Below are 24,930 nucleotides of genomic sequence, written 5' to 3' on the forward strand. Positions count from 1 at the left end.
AGCGTCCAGCGCACGCTCCACGTCTTCGGCGCCCGAACGCGGGAACTCGGCGATCACCTCACCGTTTACCGGCGAGGTGTTGACGAAATACTCCCCCTTGACCGGCGGCACGAATTCGCCGCCGATGTAGTTGCCGTAGCGCGGCTTGAAGGAAATGACGGCGCCTGGAGTACCGGGTTGGGCGTAGATCATGGGAATTCTCCGAAGGATGACTCTTGTAATAATTGATGCACTGGCCGAATCTCAGCACGGCTCATATTGATCTTGAGTCAGATTCATGCGTGCGACTTGACCCGAACAAAGCTCTGCTGTCGCCTACAGTCAACTTCGTGACGAAATGTCGCAGGCCTTGGACGAGCGTTTTGTTTGCTGCGCGTTTTGGCGTGACGCTCGCAAGCGCGCGCCTTAAGAGCACGAGTGCTCTGGCGCGCCCGGTTGCTCTGGCTTCATGTCGCGGAACGTTACGTTGTGGAGACTTCGATGAGTTCCTTATTCGAGCAGACGGATGCGTCGGCCGGCCTGGCGCTTGTCACCAGCGGGCAAAAACATGCCGGCGTGCTGGCCGCAGCGGCCAGCGGCTTGTGCACCTTCATCGAGCGGCAGGGAGGCGACGCCGAGCGGGTGCTCGGCGTGTCGGGCATCGATGCGCAATTGCTGCAGCATCCGACCCTGAGCCTCGCGCTGCCGAACTACTGCCAGGTGCTGGAAGAAGCGGCGCGGCAATCGGGCTGTGACAACTTCGGTCTGTACTATGGCCAGCAGTTCAAGCCACAGGCGTTGGGACTGCTGGGTTATATCGGCTTGTGCTCGGCAACGGTCGAGCAGGCGCTGATCAATTTCGCCCGCGCCTTCCCACTGCACCAACGCAACAGCCTGATTCGTCTGGTCGATGATGGGGAGTGCTATCGCTTCGACTATCAGGTCCGCCACGGCGCCATCCTCTGCCGGCGGCAGGACGCGGAGCTGACCCTGGGCATGGCCCGCAACCTGATTCGTCACGTGCTCGGCAGCCAATGGGCGCCGCGCGCGGTGCACTTCGAACACCCGCGCCCGGCGGATTGGCACGAGCACAGCAAGGTCTTCGATGCGCCGGTGTACTTCGAGCAGCCGTACAACTCGCTGCTGATCCCCAAGGCCGGCCTGAACCGTCCCATGCCGGGCAGCGACCCGATCCTGCTGATGGTCATGCAGGATTCCCTGCGCCAGCTCAGCCTGGCGGGCGGCGAAGAGCCGGACGTCGTCGACGACGCGCGCGCCCAGATCCGCCAGCGTCTGATGCTGGGCGAGCCGGGGTTGGAAGATATCGCCGAGCAGATGGGCATGAGCAGCTGGTCGCTACAGCGTCGCCTGCGCGAGGAAGGGCTGAGTTTCTCCGCGCTGGTGGACAAGCAGCGCCAGGAGCTGGCGACCTACTACTTGCGCCAGCAGCAGCTGCCCATTTCGGAGCTGGCACCCTTGCTGGGCTATTCCGAGACCAGTGCCTTTTCCCGTGCATTCCGCCGCTGGTTCGGCGTAAGTCCCCGCCAGTGGCGCCAGCACAGCGATCTGGTCGACACCCGGCAGCCGTAGCTGCGCCTGGTTTGCGTGGAACGCGAACCTTAGAACGAGCCCAAACGCGCACGTCTGGTGCGCCTGCGAGTGCCCGGTAGCGCGTGGTAACCTTGCGTTCATCGCCAAGCAGATGAAGCACGAGGACTTCACGAGGCTGGCCCAGATGTACGCCAAATGGCTGGGCGACGAGTCCGCCAACGAGCTGCGATACATCGGGTCAGGCACGCAGTCCGCCGCGTGATTCGCCCCAACTCTGCTCCACCCAGTCCAGCACCCATTTCTAAGCACCTGATGAACAAGGCAATCTCCGATCTTTCGCAGCACACCCCGATGATGCAGCAATACTGGAAGCTCAAGCGCGAGCATCCGGATCAGCTGATGTTCTACCGCATGGGCGACTTCTACGAGCTGTTCTACGACGATGCCAAGAAGGCCGCGGCGCTGCTCGACATCACCCTCACCGCGCGCGGTCAGTCGGCGGGAACGGCGATCCCCATGGCCGGCATTCCGTTCCACTCCGCCGAGGGCTACCTGGCGCGACTGGTCAAGCTGGGCGAATCGGTGGTGATCTGCGAGCAGATCGGCGACCCGGCCACCAGCAAGGGGCCGGTGGAGCGCCAGGTGGTGCGCATCATCACCCCCGGTACGGTGAGCGACGAGGCGCTGCTCGACGAGCGCCGCGACAACCTGCTGGCGGCGGTGGTCGGTGACGAGAAGCTGTTCGGCCTGTCGGTGCTGGACATCGCCAGCGGCCGCTTCAGCGTGCAGGAACTCAAGGGCTGGGAAACCCTGCTCGCGGAACTGGAGCGCCTGAGCCCGGCCGAGCTGCTGATCCCCGACGACTGGCCGCAGGGCCTGCCGCTGGAGAAACGCCGCGGTGTGCGCCGTCGCGCGCCCTGGGATTTCGATCGCGATTCGGCCTTCAAGAGCCTCTGCCAGCAGTTCTCCACTCAGGACCTCAAGGGCTTCGGTTGCGAGGACCTGACGCTGGCCATCGGTGCCGCCGGCTGCCTGCTCACCTACGCCAAGGAAACCCAGCGCACCGCCCTGCCCCACCTGCGCAGCCTGCGCCACGAGCGCCTCGACGACACGGTGATCCTCGACGGTGCCAGCCGGCGCAACCTGGAGCTGGACGTGAACCTGGCCGGCGGTCGCGACAACACCCTGCAGTCGGTCATGGACCGCTGCCAGACCGCCATGGGCTCGCGCCTGCTGACCCGCTGGCTGAACCGCCCGCTGCGCAACCGCGAGATTCTCGAAGCGCGCCAGGACTCGATCACCTGCCTGCTCGAGCATTACCGCTTCGAGCAGCTGCAGCCGCAGCTCAAGGACATCGGTGACCTGGAACGCATCCTCGCCCGCATCGGCCTGCGCAACGCCCGTCCGCGCGATCTGGCGCGCCTGCGCGACGCCCTCGCTGCGCTGCCGCAGCTGCAGGCCGGCATGCAGGCGCTGGTGGCGCCGCATCTGCTCCAACTGGCGACCAGCATCAGCACCTACCCGGAGCTGGCCGAGCTGCTGGCCCGCGCCATCATCGACAACCCGCCGGCGGTGATCCGCGACGGTGGTGTGCTGAAGACCGGCTACGACGCCGAGCTGGACGAGCTGCAGTCGCTCTCCGAGAACGCCGGTCAGTACCTGATGGATCTGGAAACCCGCGAGAAGGCCCGTACTGGCCTCGCCAACCTCAAGGTCGGCTACAACCGCGTGCACGGCTACTTCATCGAGCTGCCGAGCAAGCAGGCCGAATCGGCGCCGGCCGACTACATCCGGCGGCAAACCCTCAAGGGCGCCGAGCGCTTCATTACCCCTGAGCTGAAGGAGTTCGAGGACAAGGCGCTGTCGGCCAAGAGCCGCGCCCTCGCCCGCGAAAAACTGCTCTACGACGAGCTGCTGGAACTGCTGATCGGCCATCTGCCACCCCTGCAGGAAAGCGCCGCGGCGCTGGCCGAACTGGACGTGCTGAGCAACCTCGCCGAGCGCGCACTTAACCTCGATCTGAATCGTCCGCGCTTCGTCGAACAGCCCTGCCTGCGCATCGAGCAGGGTCGACACCCGGTGGTCGAGCAGGTGCTGGAGACGCCCTTCGTCGCCAACGATCTCGCCCTCGACGACGCCACCCGCATGCTGGTCATCACCGGGCCGAACATGGGCGGTAAGTCCACCTACATGCGCCAGACCGCGCTGATCGTGCTGCTGGCGCAGATTGGCAGCTTCGTACCGGCGGCGGCGTGTGAGCTGTCACTGGTGGACCGCATCTTCACCCGCATCGGCTCTTCGGACGACCTCGCCGGCGGGCGCTCAACCTTCATGGTGGAGATGAGCGAAACCGCCAACATCCTGCACAACGCCAGTGACAAGAGCCTGGTGCTGATGGACGAAGTAGGTCGCGGCACCAGCACCTTCGATGGCTTGTCGCTGGCCTGGGCAGCCGCCGAGCAGCTGGCGAAGCTGCGCGCCTTCACGCTGTTCGCCACCCACTACTTCGAGTTGACCGTGCTGCCAGAAAGCGAGCCCGTGGTGGCCAACGTGCACCTGTCGGCCACCGAGCACAACGAGCGCATCGTCTTCCTCCATCATGTGCTGCCGGGGCCGGCGAGCCAGAGCTACGGCCTGGCGGTGGCGCAGCTGGCGGGCGTGCCGGGCGAGGTCATACAGCGCGCCCGCGACCATCTGTCGCGGCTGGAAACCACCAGCCTGCCCCACGAAGCGCCGAGAATGGCAGCTGGCCAGTCCGCGCCTCCGGTGCAGAGCGATCTTTTCGCCAGTTTGCCGCATCCTGTGATCGAGCAATTGCGTCGAATCAATCCCGATGATCTGTCTCCGCGACAGGCGCTGGACCTGCTATACAGCCTTAAATCGCAAGCCTGATGCGCCAATAAACTGGTAGAATCGCGCGCAATTTTTTGGATACGGTGGCGTTTGCCTGGTGCCACCCTGTCTGCTGCCACACAGGAGCGTCTGCCAACGCTGCCTGACCCGCCTGAGGAGATAGCTAGAAATGACCTTCGTCGTCACCGACAACTGCATCAAGTGCAAATACACCGATTGCGTGGAAGTCTGCCCGGTGGACTGCTTCTACGAAGGCCCGAACTTCCTGGTGATTCACCCGGACGAGTGTATCGATTGTGCCCTGTGCGAGCCGGAGTGCCCGGCCCAGGCGATCTTCTCCGAAGACGAAGTGCCGGACGATCAGCAGGAATACATCGCGCTGAACGCCGATCTGGCCGAAGTCTGGCCGAACATCACCGAGAAGAAGGACTCGCTGCCGGATGCCGAAGAGTGGGACGGCGTCAAGGACAAGCTGCAGTACCTCGAGCGCTGATCGCCCGTTGCGACGAAAAATGCCCGCATTCGCGGGCATTTTCATGTGTGCAGCGCACCGATCAGGCCCGGTCGATGCCCTTCTTCAGCGTATCCTTGACGTCACCCTTGACCTGCTGGGCGTCACCCTTGATCTCCTGACGCTGCCCTTCCTCCTTCAGCCGCGGATTGTCGGTGGCCTCGCCAATACCCTGCTTGATCTTGCCGACAGCTTCGTTGGTGTTGCCCTTGATCTTGTCTTCGGTGCTGCTCATGGCGGCTCCCCTTTGCTGCTGAGTGATCGGTTACAAAGGGTGGACCGGGTGCGCGCGCCGATAGTTTCCTCCCGGCCATCGGAACGGCGCGTCAGGTCGTCGCTCGCCGGCTGCGCATCAGTCGATTGAGCAGTGGTCGCCCGGCCAGTTGCAGGAACACCGGGGCACCCACGATCAGGTAGAAGTAATAGGTGACGAAGCGCCAGATCAGGATCGCCGCCGCCGTGCTGGATTTACCCACCATCGGCGTCAGCAGCGCGGCCGAAGCCAGCTCGGCGCTGCCGGCGCCGCCAGGCAGCAGGCTGAGCTGACCAGCCGTCAGCGCCAGAATCTGCACCACGAAGGTCCAGGCCCAGGCGATCTCGCTCTGCAATCCGCGCAGCGTCAGATACAGCACACTGAAGCGCAGCAGCCAGTGCAGCGTGGTCAGCACGAATACACCGAGCAGCACCCGGCGCGGCAAGCGGAAGCAATCGAGCAGCGCATTGCGAAACCCCAATATCTTGCGCGCCCAGCGTCGCCGCCGCTTCGCCCGCATTCCCAGGTGCCTGACCAGCCAACCGTTGAAGCGAAACACCTGGCGATGGAAACGCCCGAGCAGCCCCAGCAGTATGAGCACGCCGAGCAGCAGCGCCGCGCTGAAGCCCAGCAGACTGCCAACATAGGCATTGAAGGCATGGGTCATGGCATAGATCAGCACGCCGACCAGCGCACAGGCGAAGAACAGCAGGTCGCTGAGCTGCTCCACCGCATAGGTCGCCGTGCCTCTTGCCGGTGTCACGCCCTGGCGCATCAGCAGAGCCATCGCGGTCAGCGGCCCGCCAGCACCGCCGGGCGTCGCGCAGATGGCGAACTCGGTAGCTACCACGATGCCCAGCGCACGCCGCTGGCCGAGCGTGCGCCGGCCGACCAACAAGCGCAGGCGCCAGGCATTCAGATACCAGCCGGCGAGCACCATGCCGAGCATGCCCAGCAGCAACCCGGGTGGAAAGCGCAACAGTCGCTCGAACAAGCCGGTACCACCCAGCAGCAGTGGCACCAGTGCCGCGGCGAGCAACGCACCGAGCAACAGCCAGGCGCTGCGGTTCATGCCGGTTGACTCACCAGCGACTGCTGGCGCAGCCATTCGATCTTGCTGACCGGGCGCCGCCCCTCCGCGAGCAGGCGTTGCAGCAGCTGCAGCCAGTAGTGGCGGGAGAACTCGTGACGCATATCCACCGGGTGCAGGCCCAGACGCAGCAGCGTCGCCGCTTTGTGCTTGCGCAGCTGGCGCTCGCAGACCAGTCGCGACAGCCCGCGACGCCAGGCGCTGCGCGCGCTCCAAACCAGCCCTGGCGCGGTGATCGGCGCAAAGTCCGGCAGGCGGTAGAACCGTTGCGGATCGCTGGTATAGCTCAGGCCACTGCCCCGCAGGGCCTGCCGGGTACCGACGCTCATTAGCCAGGCCGGCGCGACAAAGCCATGCAGCGGCCAGCCCTGCTCGGCAAACAGCTGCATGCCCTGCTCCAGCCGTCGGCGCGCCTCGGCTTCGGCCAACGCGTAGAACTCCCCTTCATGGGTGTAGATGCGGCGCATGAACCAGTCGCGCGGCGTGCGCGGTGCCGGCGCGTCGTCGGCATGGTAGTAGCCGTGCAGCACCAGCTCGTCGCCGCGCGCCAGGCGCTCACCGAGCAGGTCGAGAAACCACGGGTGCGCCTGCAGCGGATTGCGCCGGTGGAAGTCCGGCACCACCAGCCAGGTAATGGGGATCGTGCCGAGTGCATCGACGGCCTCGACGAATGGCCGGTAATCCGGCCAGGTTTGCGGCGCCACATCGTGCAGCACCAGCATCAGCACCGGTTCAGCCATGTACCGCCACCGGCAGATCGGCCGTACCGAGCACGGCGTGGTAGTGCGCGAGCAGGCCGGCGACCACCGCATCCCACGCGTGATGGGCTTCGACGTGCTGGCGCGCCTGCCTGCCGAGCCGCTGCGGATCGTCCTCGAACAGCTCCTGCACGGTCAGCGCCATCGAGCGCGCATCCAGCGGCCGGCACAGACGGCCGGTGTGTGGCGGCACCAGCTCCGGCAACGCACCGGCGCGCGCGGCCACCACCGGAATGCCGCTGGCCATCGCCTCCAAAGCCACCAGGCCGAACGTCTCCTGATTGCCGGCATGCAGCAGCATGTCGCTACTGGCGAGCAACCGCGCGACCTCGCTGGCCGGACAGAACTGGTCGATCACCGTGACGTTGTCCGGCACCCGGTGCGGCATGCTCGACCCTACCAGCAACAGGTGATACGGCCGGCCGAGGATGCGCGCGGTTTCCAGCAGGACATGCAGATTCTTCTCGCGCGAGCCACGCCCGGCGAAGATCAGCAGGCGGCAATCGTCCTCCAGCCCCAGCTCACGTCGCAGATGCACGTCGCGACGCGTCGGGCTGAACGTTTCCAGATCGACACCCAGCGGCTGCACATACACGTTGCGCACCCGCAGCGCCGTCAGCTTGTCCGCCATGACCTGGCTGGGCGCCAGCACGCGATCGAAACTGCCGTACAGCCGCGAGACATAGCCGTTCATGTTGGTGCCCAGCCAGCCACCAATGCGGTTGCTGACCAGCAACGGCAGATCGGAGTGGTAGAAGCCGATCACCGGAATATCCAGCCGGCGCCCGGCATCCAGCGCCGCCCAGGCGGTCATGTACGGATCGCCCACTTCGATCAGATCGGGGCGCAGTGAACGCAGCAGATTACGCCAGGGACCGCGACGGATCGGAAAGCGATAGCCCTTGCCGAACGGCAGGGCCGGGGCTGGCACCTCGTAGATGCCAGCATGCTGCTGATAGCTGCTGCCAGGGACAAGAATGCTGTGGCGAACGCCGGAATAAAGCTGCAGGCGGCGGTGCTTGGCCTCGAGGTAGGTACGCACGCCGCCACTGGCCGGCGCGTAAAACATGGTCATATCGGCGATGTGCAAGATGCAACGTCTCCATCCGGTTTCGGCCCAGAACCCCGGAATTGCCTCGGCGCCGCTGGTCGGCCGCCCCGCCATGCCGCTGCAGCTCGCAGGAATTCTGTAATGAACGGTATGGACCCTTCTGCAGAATAGACGTTCGCCGTACCGCTCGCCGGGCGGACCGGTCAGGAATCGGCGGCCTTCTCGCCCGGGTCCTTGCCCTCGACCGAGTGGTGCTCGATCACCGCATTCAGCTCGGCGCCCAGCAGCAGCACCGCCGCGGAAATGTAGAAGTACAGCAGCAGCACGATGATCGCGCCGATGCTGCCGTAGGTGGCGTTGTAGTCGGCGAAGTTCTGCACGTAGATGCCGAAACCTACCGATGCGGCGATCCAGACGATCACCGCGAGCACCGAGCCGGGCGTGATGAAGCGGAACTCCTGCTTCACATCCGGCGTGACGTAGTACAGCACGGCCACCAGCAGCATCATCAGGAACACCACCACCGGCCAGCGCAGCCACGCCCAGAGCAGCACGATCGTCTCCTTCAGGCCGACGAGATCGGCCAGCCACTCCATCACCTGCGGACCGACGATCATCAGCCCGGCGCTGGCAAGCAGAATCACGGCGGTGCCGATCGTGTAGAGCAGCGACAACAGCATGAGCTTCCAGCTGGGCCGCCCCTCGTCGACGTCGTAGGCCCGGTTCATTGCATTCATCAGCGAACGGAAGCCCGCCGACGCCGTCCACAGCGCCACGAGGATACCGACTGACAACAGCCCGCTTTTCTGTTGCTGCAGCTGGTCGATCACCGGATTGACCTGTTCCATCGCCACCGCGGGTAGCGCCAGCGCCGCCTGTTCACGCAGCCAGGCGAAGAACTCCGAGAGGTTGAGAAAGCCCAGCAGGGCCATGAGAAACAGCAGGAACGGAAACAGCGAGAACAACGCCCGGTACGCCAGCGCCGAGGCGTAGGTGGACATGTCGTCGTTGCTGAACTCCTTGATCGTGCGCTTGAGCAAGGTGCCGAAACCGATGCCACGCGTATCCAGAAATGCCATACCGCTCCCCGCCAACTGACCTGTCTGAACTGGGACGATAGCCCCGCGCAAGAGTTCGGGCGAGATCACCGCCGGGCACGCGTCGCGCCGGCATGCCGCGAGGACGCCTATGCTGTCAGCACACCCACGTCGATAAAGGAACGCTCTCCATGACGTTGATCTGGTTACTGGTCCTGTTGCTTGGCCTAGTCGTCATCGCACATCTGCGCCTGGCGCTCGTCCCGAGCCTGGCCCTGGTTACGCTCTATCTGCTGGCGATGAGCGCCGCCGATGAAGTGTCCGGCTGGCTGGTCGCTCTGCTCTGGCTGCTGCTGGCCGCCGTCGCAGTGCCGCTGTTGATTACCGATATCCGCCGTCGCTACGTGAGCGAACCGCTGTTCGACTGGTTCAAGCGCGTACTGCCGCCGATCTCCGATACCGAGCGCGACGCCATCGAGGCCGGCACGGTGTGGTGGGATGGCGAACTGTTCAGCGGCCGGCCGGACTGGAACGTCCTGCTCGGTTATCCGCCGGCCCGCCTGACGGACGAGGAACAGGCGTTCCTCGATGGCCCAACCGAAACGCTCTGCGCGATGGTCAGCGACTGGGACATCGCCCAGCGCCTCGACCTGCCGCCCGAAGCCTGGGACTACATCAAGACGCAAGGCTTCTTCGGCCTGATCATCCCCAAGGAATATGGCGGCAAGGGGTTTTCCGCCTACGCCCATTCGCAGATCGTGATGAAGCTCGCCACGCGCAGCGGCGATCTGGCCAGCACCGTGATGGTGCCCAACTCGCTCGGCCCGGCCGAACTGCTGCTGCACTACGGCACCGACGAGCAGCGCAGCCATTACCTGCCGCGCCTGGCCAGCGGCACCGACGTGCCCTGCTTCGCGCTCACCGGCCCCTATGCCGGCTCCGACGCCGGCGCGATGCCCGACAGCGGCGTGATCTGCCGCGGCCAGTGGCAGGGTGAGGAAGTGCTCGGCCTGCGGCTGAACTGGGAGAAGCGCTACATCACCCTCGGCCCGGTCGCCACCCTGCTCGGTGTCGCCTTCAAGGCCTACGACCCGGAGCATCTGCTCGGCGAGGCGGACGAGCTGGGTATCAGCCTGGCGCTGATCCCCACCGACACCCCCGGGGTCGAGATCGGACGTCGCCACCTGCCGCTCGGCGCGGCATTCATGAACGGCCCGAACCGGGGCAAGGACGTCTTCGTCCCGCTCGATGCGCTGATCGGCGGACGCGACATGATCGGCAAGGGCTGGATGATGCTGATGAACTGCCTGTCGGTCGGTCGCTCGATCTCGCTGCCGGCCACCGGCGTCAGCGCGGCGAAGGTGTGCAGCTATGCCAGCGGTCGCTACGCGCAGATCCGCGAGCAGTTCGGCGTGCCACTGGCGGCCTTCGAAGGCATCCAGGAGCCGCTGGCGCGCATCGGTGGCAACGCCTGGCTGATGGATGCCGCACGCACGCTGACCGCCAGCGCGGTGGACCTGGGCGAGAAGCCCTCGGTGCTCTCGGCCATCCTCAAGTACCACCTCACCGAGCGCGGCCGCCAGTGCGTGCGCGATGCGATGGACATCCACGGCGGCAAGGGCATCATCCTCGGGCCGAACAACTACCTCGGCCGCCTGTGGCAGGCCGCACCGATCTCCATCACCGTCGAGGGCGCCAACATCCTCTCGCGCAATCTGATGATCTTCGGTCAGGGTGCGATTCGCTGCCATCCGTTCGTGCTCAAGGAAATGGCGCTGGTCCACGAACCGGATCGCGATGCCGCCGTCAGCAAGTTCGACGGACTGCTGATGCAACACATCGGCTTCGCCGTCGGCAACGCCGCCAGCACCCTGGTGCTCGGCCTGACGTTCGGGCGTTTCGGCAAGGCGCCAGGCAACGACCTGAGCCGCCCGTACTTCCTGGCGCTGAATCGTATCGCCGCCGCCTTCGCGCTGCTCGCCGACCTCTCGATGTTGCTGCTGGGCGGCGAACTCAAGCGTCGCGAACGCCTGTCGGCGCGCCTGGGCGATGTACTCAGCCACCTCTACCTCGCCTCGGCGGCGCTCAAGCGCTACCACGATCTGGGCCAGCCCGCCGATCAGGAGGCGCTGCTGCAATGGGCGCTGGAAGACTGCCTACACACATGCGAAACCGCTCTGCGCGACATCCTGCGCAACTTCCCCAATCGCATTCTGGGCTGCCTGTTGGGCGCACTGGTGTTCCCCTTCGGCGCGCGCCATCCGGGCCCGTCGGATGCGTTGGATGCCGAGGTCGCCGCCATCCTCGGTCGCCCCGAAGGCGATCCCGCGCTGGCACGCGTGCTCGATGGTTTCTATCGACCGCAAAGCGCGGACGAACCACTGGGCGGCCTGCACCATGCCCTGCATAACCTGACGGCCAGCCAGCCGGCGGCGAAGAAACTGCATCAGGCGCTCAAGAGCGGCTCGCTCAAACCGGCACCCGGCAGCGATCCGCTCGCGGCCGCGCAGGAGGCGGGAATTCTCGACGAGAACGAGGCAAACCGCCTGTACGCCGCCGAAGCCGCCCGCCGACGTGTTATCGATGTGGACGACTTCAGCCAGGAGGAACTGCGGCTGCCGCCCGGATGCGTGCGTTAGCGGCACCTGACGACGCAGCATCTCGGCTGACGCCGCGTGCCGAACCCTCGGCACGCCCGCGAGTCAATCGAACAGGCCCGCCCGACGGCGCGCCTGTCTATAATCGCGCCCCCAACCCGACACAGGTGCACACATGGCCAACCCTTATCACGATCACAACCTTGCCCTGCTGGCCCATCTGCGCGGCATCCTGCTCGCGATGGGCGAAGCCGAGCAGGTTTCGGAAGAAAGCCACGCGCTGTTCCTCGAACGCTTCGATGAACTGATCATGAACCTGCAGAACGTGCCGGAAGAGCGTCACCTGGGCCAGGATCTGATCTGCCAAGTCTTCCACCGCTACCCGCAGATCGCCCATCTCGTCCCGCGCGACCTGCTGTGGTTCTTCGGCGGCGACTGCCTGCACTTCATGCCCGACGAGGAAATCGCCGTCTTCCAGCAACTCGAAGAACGCCGCTACGACGCCGAACAAAGCGGCGAACCGTTCGACTGGAACCAGGAAAAACAGCTGCTGAGCATGCCGGACGAAAGCCCGCGGCATTGATCATGGACAGGGCGCGCCGTGTGCATCCGGCACAGGGCTGCCCTCTTGCCACGGCTGGCGGTGGAAAACGCTGCGCGGTTTTCCACCCTACAACCCTCGTAGAGCGCGCCGCGCTCACCTTATGCTGCGGGCTGAAACTCAGGATTGGTGCGCATGGCGCACCCTACTCCCATTGACACGCTGATGGCCCCCGCAATCCTCACTCCCCCGGCTCAGCCCTGCGCTGCTGGTAGATCCAGTCGACGATCTCCCCTTCCGGCTTGTAGCCACTCACCCCCTCGCGCAGCAACTGGCGCACCTGCGGGTAATCATCCTCATCGACCGCCGCGACCAAGCGGTTCAGCAAAGCCTTCAGCTGATCCCACGGCAGGTATTCCTCGCTTGCCGTCATGATCATCGGGTGCTCGGTAGGGCTGACGTTGTCGCCGATCAGCAGCTCCTCGTAGAGCTTCTCGCCGGGCCGCAGGCCGGTGAATTCGATGGCGATATCGCCGTGCGGGCACTTCTCCGAACGGATGCTCAGGCCGGACAGGTGAATAAGCTTCTCGGCCAGTTCGGCAATGCGCACCGGCTGGCCCATATCCAGCACGAACACATCGCCACCCTGCCCCATGGAACCGGCCTGGATCACCAGCTGCGCGGCCTCGGGAATGGTCATGAAATAGCGGGTGATCTTCGGGTGGGTCACCGTCACCGGTCCACCGGCGCGGATCTGCTGGTAGAAGCGCGGAATCACCGAGCCCGACGAGCCCAGCACATTGCCGAAGCGCACCATGGTAAAGCGCGTCTTGTTGACGTGATGCACGCCGTCGCGGCTGCCGAACAGCACCGGCGCCGGCTCCCGGCTCAACGCCTGCAACACCAGTTCAGCCATGCGCTTGGTGCTGCCCATCACATTGGTGGGGCGCACCGCCTTGTCGGTGGAGATCAGCACGAAGTTGGCCACCCCCGCCTGCACCGCGGCCTGGGCCGTATTCAAGGTGCCGATCACATTGTTCAGCACGCCCTCGGCCACGTTGTGCTCGACCATCGGCACATGCTTGTAGGCCGCCGCGTGATAAACCGTCTGCACGCCCCAGGTCTGCAACACGTCCAGCAGCCGCTCGCCATTGCGGATCGAACCCAGGATCGGCACCAAGCGCGTCGCCAGCGCTTCACGCTCGATACGCCGCTCAAGCTCCAGATGAATGCTGTAGAGGTTGAATTCGCTGTGCTCGAACAGCAGCAGGGTATCCGGCTCGTTCGCCAGGATCTGCCGGCACAACTCCGAGCCGATCGAACCGCCCGCGCCAGTCACCATCACCACCTGGCCACGGATGCAGCGCTCGAACAGCGCCTGCTGCGGTGGTACCGCATCCCGGCCCAAGAGGTCGGCGATATCGACTTCCTGGATGTCCTCGACCTGCACCTTGCCACTGGCCAGGTCCATAAAGCCGGGCACGCTGCGCACATGCAGCGGGTAATGCTCGAGCTTTTCGAGAATCTCGCGCCGACGAGCACGTGACGCGGAAGGGATGGCCAAGAGAATCTCACCGGCACCCGTCTCTTCGACCATCCGTTCAATGTGCCGGGCCGAATACACACGCAGCCCCGCGATGGAGCGCGCATGCAGGTTGGGATCGTCATCGATGAACGCCACCGGCCGCATCGCCCGCCCCATGCGCAACGCCGCAACCAGCTGGTTACCCGCCGCCCCCGCTCCATACACGGCCACCTTGGGCAGCCCCGCATCCCTGCCCTTGAACTTGCTCGGCGATGCCGGCGAGAACCAGTCGCCCATGAAGTACTGCCGCATCACCAGGCGCAATCCACCGATCAGTACCAGGCTGAGCCACCAGTAGTTGAACACCATCGAACGCGGGATGACCTTGGGCACGTCGCTCCGCCAGTAGATCGCCAGCGACAGCGTCAGCGCCGACAGCGTGACGGCCTTGACGATGGCCATCAGCGCATCGTTGCCGAAATAGCGCATCACCGCACGGTACATGCCAAAGCGCACAAAGAAAGGGATGGAGAGAAGCGGCGCTATACCGAATATCCAAGCGTGACCACTCAATGGCTCGACAAACCCGGCCTCGCCAACCCGCACGAAAAACGCCAGCCAAAGAGCCGACCAGACCAGCACCACATCGGTCCCCACCTGAATCAGCCGCTTCTGCCGCCTCGGCAGCCGCACCAGACGGGCACGAAGTTTCTCAGCAAACCTCAACACAAACCTTCCCCTTCCTTAGCGCCGAACATGCTCGAGCGGCCAACCAGGCGAGCAGCATTCTGCAGGCAACACATACACCCACGTAGAGCGAATGAATCAGCCCTTGTGCACAATCCGATCGCCGGCACCCTTACCCGCCACGGTCATGAAGATGTACTTGAAATAGTCCGCGACAGTCAGGCTCTGGATCATTTTTTGATCCGTTTCGGCCAAGAGCGCGGGCGTGGACATATCGATCTCGCTCACCTGAGCCAAGCCGGTAATTCCGGGGCGTACTGCATACACACCCCGCCTGGCGCGCTCTGCAGTCAGCTCTTCCTGATTGAACAACCCGGGCCGAGGCCCCACCAGACTCATCTCGCCCTTGAGCACATTCCAAAGCTGTGGCAGTTCGTCCAGCTTGGTCTTGCGTAGAAAATGACCGAATCGGGTAATCGACGCACTGCTCGCCAGATGAGTGGCAACCGATGCGGTATCCACTTTCATGGTCCGGAACTTGACCAATGTGAAGGGCTTCTGGTGGCGACCTACGCGAACCTGCCGGAAAATCGGCGAGCCCGTATCGAACAGTCCGATCACGATGAGCAGCAACAGCACCGGCAGCCCGATCACCAGGCCCAGTAGGGAAAAAACAAAATCGAACACTCGAATCACGGATTCACCTGATCTTTCAATCAATCTGTGGGCTCGAAGCAACGCCTGAGCCCCTCTTCCACCGTATAAGGTGGCTTCCAGTCCAACAGCTCGCAGGTCTTGCTGATATCCACCTGCAACGAACCCAGCAAACGCTGCGCCATGGCCTTCTTGCCCAACACCGTAGCACCAAGCTGCAGCAGGCCCGCCGGCACCGGTATCAGCCGAGCAGGCTTGCCCATTGCTTTACCTACTCCACGCAACAGCTCCGTCGTCGACAAATCCTCGCCATCGCCCGCAAGAAATACCTGGTTGGCGGCAGCGGGATGGTCGATGCAACGGATGATCAGATCGATGAGATTGTCGATGCCGACCAGAGAGCGCTTGTTGTGGATGGCGCCGAGAGGCAGAGGAACGCCTTTTTCGATCCAGCGAACCAGACTGCCAAAGTTTCCGGGAGCACCGGGGCCATAAACCAACGGAGGGCGAATAATCACAATTTCCATTCCGGTCTCTTGATGTAGCTGCCAGAGTCCTTTTTCGGCCTCCCATTTGGACTGAGCGTAAGGCCCGGCGGGATTTGGTTGGAGTTCCGCTCTAAACGGATGATCACTGGCATTGCCATTAACGCCAATGGAACTGATAAAAATAAAGCGCTTAACACCAGCAGCGGCAGCTTGCCTCGCCAAATTAAGCGTGCCCAGAATATTAACAACCTTGTAGCCATGCTGTGCCAAGTCCGAGTCAGGCAGGTGTACAGCAGCCGCTACATGGATAACTAATTGCTGCCCCGCCAATGCCATTGACCAGTCGTTACCCTCTGAAAGTTCGCCAACCACATGGACAGGAAAATCTTCTACAGCACCGCAAGACCGGACGGCGACTGACAATTGCATTGAAGGCGAGCTTAAAATCTTACCAATCAAGGCCCGCCCCACGAAACCCGAAGCACCAGTAACCAGGATATTCATCTTACTTCCGAACAACATCATCATAGACGGCAATTGTTTTTCGTAGCATTGCTTCAAATCCAAACAGGTCAAAGAACCTATTTAATCCTGCCCTTCCATAATTATCTCGGAGCTCATGCGAGAGGATCAGCTTACTCAACGCATCAACTAATTTATCTTCATTTCCCCGCGGGACCAAAATACCAGTTTTCCCGTGATCCACAGACTCAGCGACCCCTCCCACGTCAGAAGCAATGACTGGCAGGCCAGCCCTCATAGCCTCTAAAATGGTCAGCGGCAGCCCTTCCCACTTGGAAACCAAAACAAAAATGTCTGCCTTTGCGAGAAGATCAGGAACATCCTTCCTAGCCCCTGTGAATCGAACACGATCACTAATACCCTTTTTATATGACTCTTGCTTTACTATCGCTAGCAGCGGCCCATCGCCAATTAGGTCGCATTGCCAACTCAGATGCTTCAGTCGCGCCAGAGCCGATACTAGCAGCAACTGGTCTTTCTGCTCATCAAAACGCGCAACCATTGCCAACTTGGGCGCCAGACAAAGTGGCTTTCGAATCCTTCTAATGGCGGATAACCGCACCCCATTATGAATCGCAACAACCGAGCCAGCACCGCCAACCTTATTCACCAAGGCCAACTGCCGATCAAACTCTGACACCGTGATAATCTTATCAGAGTAAGCCGCCATTAACCGCTCAACGCAGCGATAGGTTGTTCGACTTCTTTTGGAAACGCCGTCCGTGAAGGACCAACCATGCGCAGTAAAGATAACGGGAACCGACAACCTTTTTGCGACAAGGCGCGCAAGCACGCCAGCCTTTGAAGAATGAGCATGAATAAGATCCGGACGAAGCTGACGTATCAGTGAGGCCAACTCAAAGAAACATTGTACATCTTTCATCGGGCTCACCTCACGAACCATGTGTTTAACCGCAACACAATCAATTCCCCGGTCTGATGCATAGTTAAAAAACACTCCGGACCCACCCACAAGGATGGTGACCTGATGCCCTAGCCCCAACATTCCCTCGGCCAAATCGAGGAGATGAACACTCGCCCCACCTATTACGTCGGAGCGAGTTAGCACATAGACAATTTTCATCGCGACTGCTCATACCCGTCGGGATTTCGGCCCTGCCAATTCCAAGTATCTTTCATCATCTGGTATAGTCCGGCACGCGCCTTCCATTGAAGCTCCGAATTCGCCTTTGTTGTGTCGGCCCAAGATTGAGCAATATCTCCTGGCCGGCGAGCACATACTCGATACCTTATCTCACAACCAGACGCCTGCTCAAATGCACGTATGACCTCAAGCACGGAATACCCAATTCCAGCGCCCAGATTCCACGTATGAAATCCTGGTCTGCCATAGATATATTCAAGTGCCGCCAGATGCCCCTCAGCCAAATCCATCACATGTACATAGTCACGAACACCAGTCCCGTCCGGCGTCGGATAATCAGCACCCCAGATAGATAACTCTTCTAAACGCCCAACCGCAACCCTACTTATAAAAGGAACTAAATTATTCGGTACTCCAAGCGGATCCTCGCCAATTCGCCCACTGAAATGAGCACCCACCGGATTAAAGTAACGCAAAACGCCAATAGCCCAGCGCGGATCTGATACAGAAACGTCCTGCAACATAAACTCAACGAAAGCCTTGCTTCGTCCGTACGGATTCACTGGATTAAGGGGAGCCGCTTCAGATATTGGCGAAATCGCAGTATCGCCATAGACAGTAGCCGAGCTACTGAATACAAGATTAAAAATCGAAGCTCGCCTCATGGCCGAGAGCAATGATAAAGTACCAGAAAAATTATTCCTATAATACTTAACCGGATCTTCCACGCTCTCTGCCACCGACTTATAGCCAGCCAAATGAATAACAGACTTTATGTCATATTCTTTAAAAAGTCGATCCAAAGCTGGCCCATCACATATGTCAGCCCTAACAAAATCTATTTTAACCCCATCGCCAACCAATTCACGCAGACGACTTATAACACTACTGGAACTATTTTCTAGGCTATCGACAATTACGATCTGCTTTTGCGTCTCTGCCAACGCAAGCACAACATGAGACCCAATGTAGCCCCCGCCCCCCGTAATTAAAACACACATATATACCTCACGTAGAATCCATTTTATCTCAATCGAAGCACAAAGCGCCGACTGGTTATAGCGCGAACAACAATAACGGCTAGAAAATATAAATAGAAATCGAACCCACCAAAGGAGTTCACAAAAGGAAATAAAAGTATTGAAAATAGAACAAGTCGTCGCACCCCTTCCCCCAAATAGCTGGACAGGCTATACACAACCCCGTAACCCACCCCCAGTAGCATCATAAAAACAATGGAGAAATAACCAAATGCGAGATAACTTGTGCCCGCCATTGTGTAATACATACCATATCGAATATCTGCGCTTGGCCCCCCAAAAATTTTACTTAGATGGGGTAGCACATGAACCGGCTCAAAGAAAAAACCGCGCAACTCAGAAAAAATCTTGGCAAATTCGAAGACACCATGCGACAAGTACTGATTCGCCTGTAAAAAAGGAAACAAATACATTAGCGCCTCAGGTTGTTTCATAAAGCTAGAAACGACTGGAGAGTACGGAACAAACAGAGCATATCCCGCCTCACTTGAAACACGCAGAGCCGACGCCAAGTCAGACGTATCGCTCAATGAACCCAGCCGATATACAAAAAAAAGACCTGAAGCGATGACGAATAATATCCCCAAAATCAAACTGCGCTTGAAATTAAGAAAGCCACCAAAAAGCACCATCAAGGCAAGAAGAACTCCTCCTCGGGATCCGGAAGCCAGTATATCCAACAATATTAACAGAACCCCCCCACCCAAAAGCACCCTTTCCTTTAAGCTTTTCAACGTAGAAAAGCATGCAGAGCAAGATACCAAAAAGAACGGCAAAGCCAGGGATCCTAAAAATGAAACAAAATTTGTACCTACCTCCCGAGCCTCTCGATAACTTTTTATCGAAAAAACACTCTCAACCGGACGCAAATAAAACCTATCGATCCCTCTACAAGAAATGGCAACCAACATAGCAACGACAGCCACATAGTAAAGGCGCCGACTCAAAACCTCGCGACTTATCATGACCGCCCTTACATCCAAATAAGCGGCGGTAGCAAGCAAAAACGCGTAAACCGCACAATAAGAGCAAAGAAAATACAGCAAAAAATAATAATCAAATAAATCCCACACCGGAGAAATCAACGGCGAAAACAAGCACACCAAAAATATGAGCCACGACAAAAAAACCGTAAAAACTAGCCCGCGATCAACCTTAAACATCGATTACATGCGCACCCAGCAAGCTCATTAGTTTTCGCACGCAGTTAAACTCCGGCGCACCGTTATCGAAGCAATAAATTTTAACGCCGTCTGACCTCATTTTTACATACATAGACGCGGACGAAAAAAAAGAATACAACCCGACAAGCTCGTGCTTTTCAGAAAATTCCTCAAATGAACCTGATATACGTTTAGCCCAAGCGCAGCCCTCCAGCTTTTTGGAAATAGCACCGCTTCCAGCAGGATGCGGCTTAAAATAGAAATCATCATTACCTGCCGAAAATCGCGAAGCGAGATAGCCGAACACGGACTCGCAATCGTACCCCCTGACAGCTTCCGAAGTACTATCCAAAAAAACAAAGGTGTTACGGCTAGCGGCGCGCGCGGTAGTCTTAGGAAGGCGCAACTGCACTATATTAGTTAACCCATTATCTGGAGGGAAAAATTCTGGACAAATGCAGTAATAAGAATAAATGCTGGCTTCTTTCAGCATATCATAGTAACCAATAACACCTAGCTTCCTCCCTTCGCGCCTGAAGACCGGCCCGGAAATAAAGAAATACAGCCTGGCACGCCAAGACACAGGCGTTGCAGTATTGTTGTAATAGGCTATACCGTCATCTAGGACTGAAACAGTCTGCGCAAAACGTATAAATAATGCACACCAAGGATTAAAGGGGTGAGCAACCACAACATGCGAGCGTCTATCCAACAAAACCCTAAATAGAGCGACGATCCCCAATAAATACAATTTTACGGCAAACTTAACTCCCGGAAGATCACCAGCCCGACGGACATCTATCAACACCGCATTATTGCTACGCGCGGCGACAAGCTTGCCTAATTCTCTATGCAAGCTTGTGACAGCCACTACATAAATCATAACAACCCACCAATAGCTTCAGAAAATTGTTAATCAACTAATACGTCTAATGTCACAGGCGTATTTTTTTCAATTTTACAAACGACCTTTTTCTGGAGAAGCTGATCGAATAGTTTAGGGGCCAATCCAAAACCAGGCCTTACGCTTTTAATGCTATCGGGCCCAATACTCTCTCCTTTCTCGAGATTTTTGACAAAATAAATTGACCGCCGAAACTTCACATTATCCTGTTCACTTGACTTACGCCCATAGTCCACATTGCCCAGAGCAGACCAAGCAGTCTTGCTGTCGCGGCACAGAGCAGCAAGCTCCGCCGGCTCCAGTGAGAAGCTATCGTCCGGGCCACCGCCGTTGCGGTCGAGAGTAAAGTGCTTCTCGATGATCGACGCACCGAGCACCACGCTGGCGATGGCGGTGGTGTTGTCCAAGGTGTGATCGGACAGGCCGGTCACCAAGCCGAACCGCTGCATCATGTCGGGGATAGTGCGTAAGTTGTAATCCTCGGCCGGAGCCGGGTAGCCGCTGACGCAGTGCAGGATGGCCAGCTCCTTGCAACCGCCTTCACGGGCCGCGTCGATGGCTTCCTGAATTTCTTCCGCATCGGCCATGCCAGTGGAGATGATCATCGGCTTGCCGGTGCTGGCCACGTACTTGATCAGCGGCAGATCGACGGCTTCGAAGGACGCGATCTTATAGGCCGGGGCATTGAGATCTTCCAGCAGGTCCACCGCCGTGTTATCGAAGGGCGAGCTGAAGATGGTGATGCCGTGCTTACGGGCATGCTCGAAAAGTGGCTTGTGCCATTCCCAAGGCAGATGAGCTTCCTTATACAGCTGATAGAGGGTCTTTCCGTCCCAGAGGCCTCCGTGGATCCGGAACTCTTCAGAGTCGCAGTCCAACGTAATCGTATCGGCAGTATAGGTTTGCAATTTTACCGCATCAGCGCCGGCTTTCTTCGCCTCTTCGATGATCTTCAGAGCGGTTTCCAATCGGCCGTTATGGTTGGCGGAGAGCTCGGCAATGATGTAGGGTGGGTAGTCGAGACCGACATTTCGGTCAGCAATCGAAATTTTCTGGTTCATTAGCTTTATCTCAATTTCCGCTCAGTTTCATGAGCTTTTGATACATGGATTCGCGCTGCTCTTTCCACTCGGACGAAAAAATACCCAATCGGTAAACATCAACGAAGGAGCCGTCGTGCATGTGCTGCTCGCGCAATATTCCTTCGGCCTTGAAGCCGAACTTCTGATGTAACTTGATCACAGGAGAGTTAAAAGCCAGTACTTCGCAGCAGAGTTTGTGCAGATTCAGATTCGTGAATGCATATTCGAGCGCCAGAAACTCCATCCTACTGCCGGTTCCCTTGGGCGACTCTGGGGAAGCATAGAATGCCCATGAGGAGTTCTGATTGCTGTGGTCGATTCCAGTAAATGCAACGACGCCCAAGGGAGTGCCTTGCAATTCATACATGAAATACTGTTGATCGCTACGCCCTTGGATTCGCGCCCACCACGCCAGATGTTCGCTGAGGCTGATTTCATGACGGGTATACATGTTTTGCCTAACACTTGGTGCGTTGCGCCAGGAAAGCATTAATTCAAGCTCGCTTGAATCTATTGTTCTCAGCCTGCCAAATACAGACATTTCACTCGTCATTTCCTTCGGCCTTTTCCAAGTACAAAATCACTTACAAGCGCACAGCCCTGACCATCAGTTATTCTGCTGGCACTCTCTACGAGACGTCTTAAGCTCCCTTCGACACCAACCAGCTCGTTAATGAGATGATTGATCTGCATATTCAAGGGCGAGTCCGGTAGGAACATCCGAACCGCCCCCGCACGCTCAAGCAGCGCAGCTGCGTAACGCTGGTTCTCAGCAAGCACCATCATTGCAGTCGGGAGTCCCAGGCAACAACGTTCCCACGAAGTTGCGCCCGCCGCACCGACCGCCAGGTCGCTATCGGCCATCAGGCGCGCCATATCGCTGACCCCAACCAGAACTTCGGTAGCCCAGGGCATGCTGAGCGCCTGTCGCTTTACTTCGTCAAGCCAAGGGGTAGTCGGGCCCATGATCACTGTGATTCGGCAATCGCTTGGGAGCGGACTCTCGCGAAGCGCATCCAGCACCCGGCCGGTAGCGTTGTCCTTGTCGACGCCGCCCATGGTGATCAACAGCTGACGCAACTGCGGCTTCACGCGGCGCTGCAGGCTGTAGGAACGCAGGGCAGCGAACTCCGGACGCAAAAGGGCATATCCCGAGCCGCACAGCACCTGACAGTCGCCAGGCACCCAAACACGGTAGTCCTCGCTCTGGCGACCGAACGTCTGGTCCAGAAGGAGGTCGCACGCATGCGGCCGATCGGCCAGGTCATCGATGACCATGAGTTTGCGATAGTACGGCTTGAGGGCCTGCTCCCAGCGAGCGTCTAGCGCGTAATGATCGACAATCAACCAATCGGGTTGCAGCTCGGCAAGGATCGGCGCGCAAGCTGCGACGTCTTCGGACTGGCTGGCACCGAGCCAATGGCCATGCGTAGGAGACTGCTCGCCACTCTCCTTGTCGCATCTGGACACGCCTGCACCCGACAGATCCGGACTGACAGCTAGCTCATGCACGGTGTAGCCCTTGCTGCGAATCAGACCAAGCAGGTTGCCGGGATGGGTCCGGCAGATGAATTCACAGCTGGCCCCGCCTGCTGTGAGCGCATCAGCCAGGGTCAGACAACGCATCACATGGCCCGTACCCATCTGCAGGGAAGCATCAGCGCGAAAGACGACTTTCATCAGTACCTCAGCCTTCCCGCGTCATGGCTTTGAACAGCCATTCGGCACGCGCCCAGTCTTCGGGCGTATCGATGTCCTGCACGCGATGACGGGGCAGCAGTACGGGCAGTGCATTGGGGCTGAAGATCTGCTTGCCCTGTAGCCAGGCATCGGCACGCCCCCAATAGAACTGCCCGGCGTCGTGGAAGGCCTCTTCCAGATCCTGTGAGCGGGTATTGAAATGTTCTGGGTTGAACATTTCCACACGGCCTCGTTCATTGATTCGAATGGCGCGCTGGATGGGGAAGGCGTAGCTCGTCACCGAGAAGGCATAGTCGCAGTCGCCGCCTTGCAATACTTGCATACCCCGATTCAGATCTTCGGCAGTGACAAAAGGCGCCGTGGCATACAGGCAGCAGACCTGTCCGACCGTGCGCCCTTGTTGGGTGAACCACTCGATGGCGTGACGGATCACCGGAATGGTGCCTGTATGGTCGTCGGACAGTTCGGCCGGGCGCATGAACGGTACATCAGCGCCATGCTGGCGGGCCACGTCGGCAATCTCCGCATCGTCGGTGGAGACGATGACCTGATCGAAGCATCGGCTCTGCAGCGCCGCCTCGATGGACCAGGCAATCATGGGCTTGCCGCAGAACAGCTTGATGTTCTTGCGCGGTATGCGCTTGCTGCCGCCACGGGCGGGAATGACCGCCAGCCTCATGCCGCGAGCGCCTTGCGTAGCGCGGCGATGACTTCGTCCTGCTGCGCCTCGCTCATGGCCTGGAACATCGGCAGGCTGATCGCTTCGGCGTAATAGCGCTCCGCCTCGGGGAAATCGCCTGATCCAAAGCCCATGCGTTGGTAGTGGGGCTGGGTATGTACCGGGATGTAGTGCAGGTTCACGCCGATACCCAGCTCGCGCAGGGCCTCGAATACTTGGCGGTGGGTCTTGCCTATCTTGTCCAATTGCAGGCGGATCACGTACAGGTGCAGGCCAGAGTAGCTGTCGGGATGCTGCCAAGGCGTGGTGACCGGCAAGCCGGCCAGCAGATCGTCATAGCGCCGCGCCAGTTGGTGGCGCCGCGCGACGTACTGGTCCAGACGCTCCATCTGGGTAACGCCCAGCGCAGCTTGCAGTTCGGTCATGCGGTAGTTGAAGCCGAGATCGATCTGCTGGTAATACCAGGGGCCATCACTTTCATGAGTCATCTGCGCCGGATCGCGGGTGATACCGTGACTGCGCAGCAACGCCATCTTGTTGGCCAGCTCGGCATCGTTGGTCAGCGCCATGCCGCCTTCTGCAGTGGTGATGATCTTGACGGGATGGAAGCTGAAGACGGTGATGTCGCTGTAGCGGCAGTTGCCGATGAACTCGTCACGGTACTTACCGCCGATGGCATGGGAGGCATCTTCGATGACCTTGAAGCCGTAGCGCTGAGCGAGAGCATGGATGGCCTGCATGTCGCAGGGTTGACCGCACAGGTGCACCGCCACCACGACCTTGGGCAAGTTTCCATCGCGCTCGGCCTGCTCCAGCTTGCGCGCCAATGCTTGCGGGCAGAGGTTGTAGGTACGCGGGTCGATGTCCACGAAGTCCACCTGCGCGCCGCAGTATAGCCCGCAGTTGGCCGAGGCGACGAAGGTGACCGGCGTGGTCCAAAGCCAGTCACCCTGGCCAAGACCCAGTGCCAGGCAGGCGATGTGCAGTGCCGAGGTGGCACTGTTGACCGCGAGCGCGTGGTTCGCACCGACATGCTGCGCCACAGCTTGTTCGAAGCGCGGCACCATCGGCCCCTGGGTGAGAAAATCGGATTGCAGTACGCCCACGACCGCATCGATGTCGGCCTGGGTGATGTCCTGGCGACCGTAAGGGATCATGG

General features: G+C 59.9%; 22 protein-coding genes and 1 pseudogene. 5 read left to right on the plus strand and 18 right to left on the minus strand.

Translation table 11 applies throughout. The annotated features are described in order from the left end of the window. A pseudogene (locus NAV27_RS17070) lies at positions 1–192 on the minus strand (aldehyde dehydrogenase family protein); the annotation flags it as partial. 288 nt (positions 193–480) lie between these two features. Here NAV27_RS17070 and qhpR point away from each other — a divergent pair. The 3 genes from qhpR (at position 481) to fdxA (ending at position 4,876) form a co-directional block, all read left to right on the plus strand. Continuing rightward, positions 481–1,569: an AraC-like transcriptional regulator QhpR gene (qhpR, locus tag NAV27_RS17075; protein ID WP_043296624.1), complete on the plus strand. Its 1,089-nt coding sequence runs from the start codon at positions 481–483 to the stop codon at positions 1,567–1,569. A 273-nt stretch (positions 1,570–1,842) separates the two neighbouring features. After that, on the plus strand, positions 1,843–4,422 hold the full coding sequence (gene mutS, locus NAV27_RS17080) for a DNA mismatch repair protein MutS (RefSeq protein WP_102829440.1): 2,580 nt from the start codon (positions 1,843–1,845) through the stop codon (positions 4,420–4,422). A 130-nt stretch (positions 4,423–4,552) separates the two neighbouring features. Continuing rightward, complete coding sequence (gene fdxA, locus NAV27_RS17085; RefSeq protein WP_008570000.1) at positions 4,553–4,876, plus strand: ferredoxin FdxA; 324 nt, start codon at positions 4,553–4,555, stop codon at positions 4,874–4,876. A 61-nt stretch (positions 4,877–4,937) separates the two neighbouring features. Here the strand turns inward: fdxA and NAV27_RS17090 are convergent, their stop codons facing one another. The 5 genes from NAV27_RS17090 to NAV27_RS17110 form a co-directional block, all read right to left on the minus strand. Continuing rightward, on the minus strand, positions 4,938–5,129 hold the full coding sequence (locus NAV27_RS17090; protein WP_003290440.1) for a CsbD family protein: 192 nt from the start codon (positions 5,127–5,129) through the stop codon (positions 4,938–4,940). A 91-nt stretch (positions 5,130–5,220) separates the two neighbouring features. Next, positions 5,221–6,219: a glucosaminyl phosphatidylglycerol flippase gene (gene gpgF, locus NAV27_RS17095; RefSeq protein ID WP_102829439.1), complete on the minus strand. Its 999-nt coding sequence runs from the start codon at positions 6,217–6,219 to the stop codon at positions 5,221–5,223. After that, positions 6,216–6,977 carry an N-acetylglucosaminyl phosphatidylglycerol deacetylase gene (gpgD, locus tag NAV27_RS17100; RefSeq protein WP_102829438.1) on the minus strand — a complete coding sequence of 254 codons (762 nt, stop codon included), beginning with the start codon at positions 6,975–6,977 and terminating at the stop codon, positions 6,216–6,218. Before gpgD ends, gpgF begins: the two co-directional genes overlap by 4 nt. Then, complete coding sequence (gene gpgS / locus NAV27_RS17105; protein ID WP_102829437.1) at positions 6,970–8,085, minus strand: N-acetylglucosaminyl phosphatidylglycerol synthase; 1,116 nt, start codon at positions 8,083–8,085, stop codon at positions 6,970–6,972. Before gpgS ends, gpgD begins: the two co-directional genes overlap by 8 nt. A gap of 164 nt (positions 8,086–8,249) precedes the next feature. Then, positions 8,250–9,125: a YihY/virulence factor BrkB family protein gene (locus NAV27_RS17110; protein ID WP_102829436.1), complete on the minus strand. Its 876-nt coding sequence runs from the start codon at positions 9,123–9,125 to the stop codon at positions 8,250–8,252. 149 nt (positions 9,126–9,274) lie between these two features. Between NAV27_RS17110 and NAV27_RS17115 the strand changes: the two genes are divergently transcribed. Together NAV27_RS17115 and NAV27_RS17120 are read left to right on the plus strand one after the other, a co-directional pair. Further along, positions 9,275–11,722, plus strand: coding sequence for an acyl-CoA dehydrogenase (locus tag NAV27_RS17115; RefSeq protein ID WP_102829435.1), 2,448 nt, complete (start codon positions 9,275–9,277; stop codon positions 11,720–11,722). A 133-nt stretch (positions 11,723–11,855) separates the two neighbouring features. Next, positions 11,856–12,263, plus strand: a complete 408-nt coding sequence (locus NAV27_RS17120; protein WP_102829434.1) for a PA2817 family protein — start codon at positions 11,856–11,858, stop codon at positions 12,261–12,263. A 199-nt stretch (positions 12,264–12,462) separates the two neighbouring features. Here the strand turns inward: NAV27_RS17120 and NAV27_RS17125 are convergent, their stop codons facing one another. The 12 genes from NAV27_RS17125 to pseC all read right to left on the minus strand — a co-directional run bounded on the left by NAV27_RS17125 (position 12,463) and on the right by pseC (position 24,928). Continuing rightward, positions 12,463–14,475 carry a polysaccharide biosynthesis protein gene (locus tag NAV27_RS17125; protein WP_102829433.1) on the minus strand — a complete coding sequence of 671 codons (2,013 nt, stop codon included), beginning with the start codon at positions 14,473–14,475 and terminating at the stop codon, positions 12,463–12,465. A gap of 96 nt (positions 14,476–14,571) precedes the next feature. After that, on the minus strand, positions 14,572–15,129 hold the full coding sequence (locus NAV27_RS17130; protein WP_102829432.1) for a sugar transferase: 558 nt from the start codon (positions 15,127–15,129) through the stop codon (positions 14,572–14,574). 20 nt (positions 15,130–15,149) lie between these two features. After that, positions 15,150–16,079 carry a UDP-glucose 4-epimerase family protein gene (locus NAV27_RS17135; protein WP_102829431.1) on the minus strand — a complete coding sequence of 310 codons (930 nt, stop codon included), beginning with the start codon at positions 16,077–16,079 and terminating at the stop codon, positions 15,150–15,152. Between the two features lies 1 nt (position 16,080). Beyond that, positions 16,081–17,181, minus strand: a complete 1,101-nt coding sequence (locus tag NAV27_RS17140) for a glycosyltransferase family 4 protein (RefSeq protein ID WP_102829430.1) — start codon at positions 17,179–17,181, stop codon at positions 16,081–16,083. Beyond that, positions 17,178–18,203 carry a UDP-glucose 4-epimerase GalE gene (gene galE, locus NAV27_RS17145; RefSeq protein WP_102829429.1) on the minus strand — a complete coding sequence of 342 codons (1,026 nt, stop codon included), beginning with the start codon at positions 18,201–18,203 and terminating at the stop codon, positions 17,178–17,180. The genes NAV27_RS17140 and galE overlap by 4 nt, the downstream gene beginning before the upstream one ends. A 23-nt stretch (positions 18,204–18,226) precedes the next feature. Next, positions 18,227–19,405: a hypothetical protein gene (locus tag NAV27_RS17150; protein WP_146029403.1), complete on the minus strand. Its 1,179-nt coding sequence runs from the start codon at positions 19,403–19,405 to the stop codon at positions 18,227–18,229. Beyond that, positions 19,398–20,288 carry a hypothetical protein gene (locus NAV27_RS17155; protein ID WP_146029402.1) on the minus strand — a complete coding sequence of 297 codons (891 nt, stop codon included), beginning with the start codon at positions 20,286–20,288 and terminating at the stop codon, positions 19,398–19,400. The genes NAV27_RS17150 and NAV27_RS17155 overlap by 8 nt, the downstream gene beginning before the upstream one ends. Before the next feature lie 29 nt (positions 20,289–20,317). Further along, positions 20,318–21,370 carry a pseudaminic acid synthase gene (gene pseI / locus NAV27_RS17160; RefSeq protein WP_102829428.1) on the minus strand — a complete coding sequence of 351 codons (1,053 nt, stop codon included), beginning with the start codon at positions 21,368–21,370 and terminating at the stop codon, positions 20,318–20,320. A gap of 10 nt (positions 21,371–21,380) precedes the next feature. Continuing rightward, on the minus strand, positions 21,381–21,944 hold the full coding sequence (gene pseH, locus NAV27_RS17165; protein WP_102829427.1) for a UDP-4-amino-4,6-dideoxy-N-acetyl-beta-L-altrosamine N-acetyltransferase: 564 nt from the start codon (positions 21,942–21,944) through the stop codon (positions 21,381–21,383). Beyond that, complete coding sequence (pseG, locus tag NAV27_RS17170) at positions 21,941–23,071, minus strand: UDP-2,4-diacetamido-2,4,6-trideoxy-beta-L-altropyranose hydrolase (protein WP_102829426.1); 1,131 nt, start codon at positions 23,069–23,071, stop codon at positions 21,941–21,943. Before pseG ends, pseH begins: the two co-directional genes overlap by 4 nt. Before the next feature lie 7 nt (positions 23,072–23,078). After that, positions 23,079–23,771, minus strand: coding sequence for a pseudaminic acid cytidylyltransferase (gene pseF, locus NAV27_RS17175; RefSeq protein WP_102829425.1), 693 nt, complete (start codon positions 23,769–23,771; stop codon positions 23,079–23,081). Further along, positions 23,768–24,928, minus strand: coding sequence for a UDP-4-amino-4,6-dideoxy-N-acetyl-beta-L-altrosamine transaminase (gene pseC / locus NAV27_RS17180; protein ID WP_102829424.1), 1,161 nt, complete (start codon positions 24,926–24,928; stop codon positions 23,768–23,770). The genes pseF and pseC overlap by 4 nt, the downstream gene beginning before the upstream one ends. Positions 24,929–24,930 lie beyond the last annotated feature (2 nt).

This window comes from Stutzerimonas degradans (assembly GCF_024448505.1).
Lineage (GTDB): Bacteria > Pseudomonadota > Gammaproteobacteria > Pseudomonadales > Pseudomonadaceae > Stutzerimonas > Stutzerimonas degradans.

Excerpts from the sequence above, each read along its gene's own strand:
- qhpR (WP_043296624.1), top strand. The coding sequence starts at position 481 with ATGAGTTCCTTATTCGAGCAGACGGATGCGTCGGCCGGCCTGGCGCTT.
- mutS (WP_102829440.1), top strand. The coding sequence starts at position 1,843 with ATGAACAAGGCAATCTCCGATCTTTCGCAGCACACCCCGATGATGCAG.
- fdxA (WP_008570000.1), top strand. The coding sequence starts at position 4,553 with ATGACCTTCGTCGTCACCGACAACTGCATCAAGTGCAAATACACCGAT.
- NAV27_RS17090 (WP_003290440.1), bottom strand. The coding sequence starts at position 5,129 with ATGAGCAGCACCGAAGACAAGATCAAGGGCAACACCAACGAAGCTGTC.
- gpgF (WP_102829439.1), bottom strand. The coding sequence starts at position 6,219 with ATGAACCGCAGCGCCTGGCTGTTGCTCGGTGCGTTGCTCGCCGCGGCA.
- gpgD (WP_102829438.1), bottom strand. The coding sequence starts at position 6,977 with ATGGCTGAACCGGTGCTGATGCTGGTGCTGCACGATGTGGCGCCGCAA.
- NAV27_RS17110 (WP_102829436.1), bottom strand. The coding sequence starts at position 9,125 with ATGGCATTTCTGGATACGCGTGGCATCGGTTTCGGCACCTTGCTCAAG.
- NAV27_RS17115 (WP_102829435.1), top strand. The coding sequence starts at position 9,275 with ATGACGTTGATCTGGTTACTGGTCCTGTTGCTTGGCCTAGTCGTCATC.
- NAV27_RS17120 (WP_102829434.1), top strand. The coding sequence starts at position 11,856 with ATGGCCAACCCTTATCACGATCACAACCTTGCCCTGCTGGCCCATCTG.
- NAV27_RS17135 (WP_102829431.1), bottom strand. The coding sequence starts at position 16,079 with ATGAATATCCTGGTTACTGGTGCTTCGGGTTTCGTGGGGCGGGCCTTG.
- NAV27_RS17140 (WP_102829430.1), bottom strand. The coding sequence starts at position 17,181 with ATGAAAATTGTCTATGTGCTAACTCGCTCCGACGTAATAGGTGGGGCG.
- galE (WP_102829429.1), bottom strand. The coding sequence starts at position 18,203 with ATGTGTGTTTTAATTACGGGGGGCGGGGGCTACATTGGGTCTCATGTT.
- NAV27_RS17150 (WP_146029403.1), bottom strand. The coding sequence starts at position 19,405 with ATGTTTAAGGTTGATCGCGGGCTAGTTTTTACGGTTTTTTTGTCGTGG.
- NAV27_RS17155 (WP_146029402.1), bottom strand. The coding sequence starts at position 20,288 with ATGATTTATGTAGTGGCTGTCACAAGCTTGCATAGAGAATTAGGCAAG.
- pseI (WP_102829428.1), bottom strand. The coding sequence starts at position 21,370 with ATGAACCAGAAAATTTCGATTGCTGACCGAAATGTCGGTCTCGACTAC.
- pseH (WP_102829427.1), bottom strand. The coding sequence starts at position 21,944 with ATGACGAGTGAAATGTCTGTATTTGGCAGGCTGAGAACAATAGATTCA.
- pseG (WP_102829426.1), bottom strand. The coding sequence starts at position 23,071 with ATGAAAGTCGTCTTTCGCGCTGATGCTTCCCTGCAGATGGGTACGGGC.
- pseF (WP_102829425.1), bottom strand. The coding sequence starts at position 23,771 with ATGAGGCTGGCGGTCATTCCCGCCCGTGGCGGCAGCAAGCGCATACCG.
- pseC (WP_102829424.1), bottom strand. The coding sequence starts at position 24,928 with ATGATCCCTTACGGTCGCCAGGACATCACCCAGGCCGACATCGATGCG.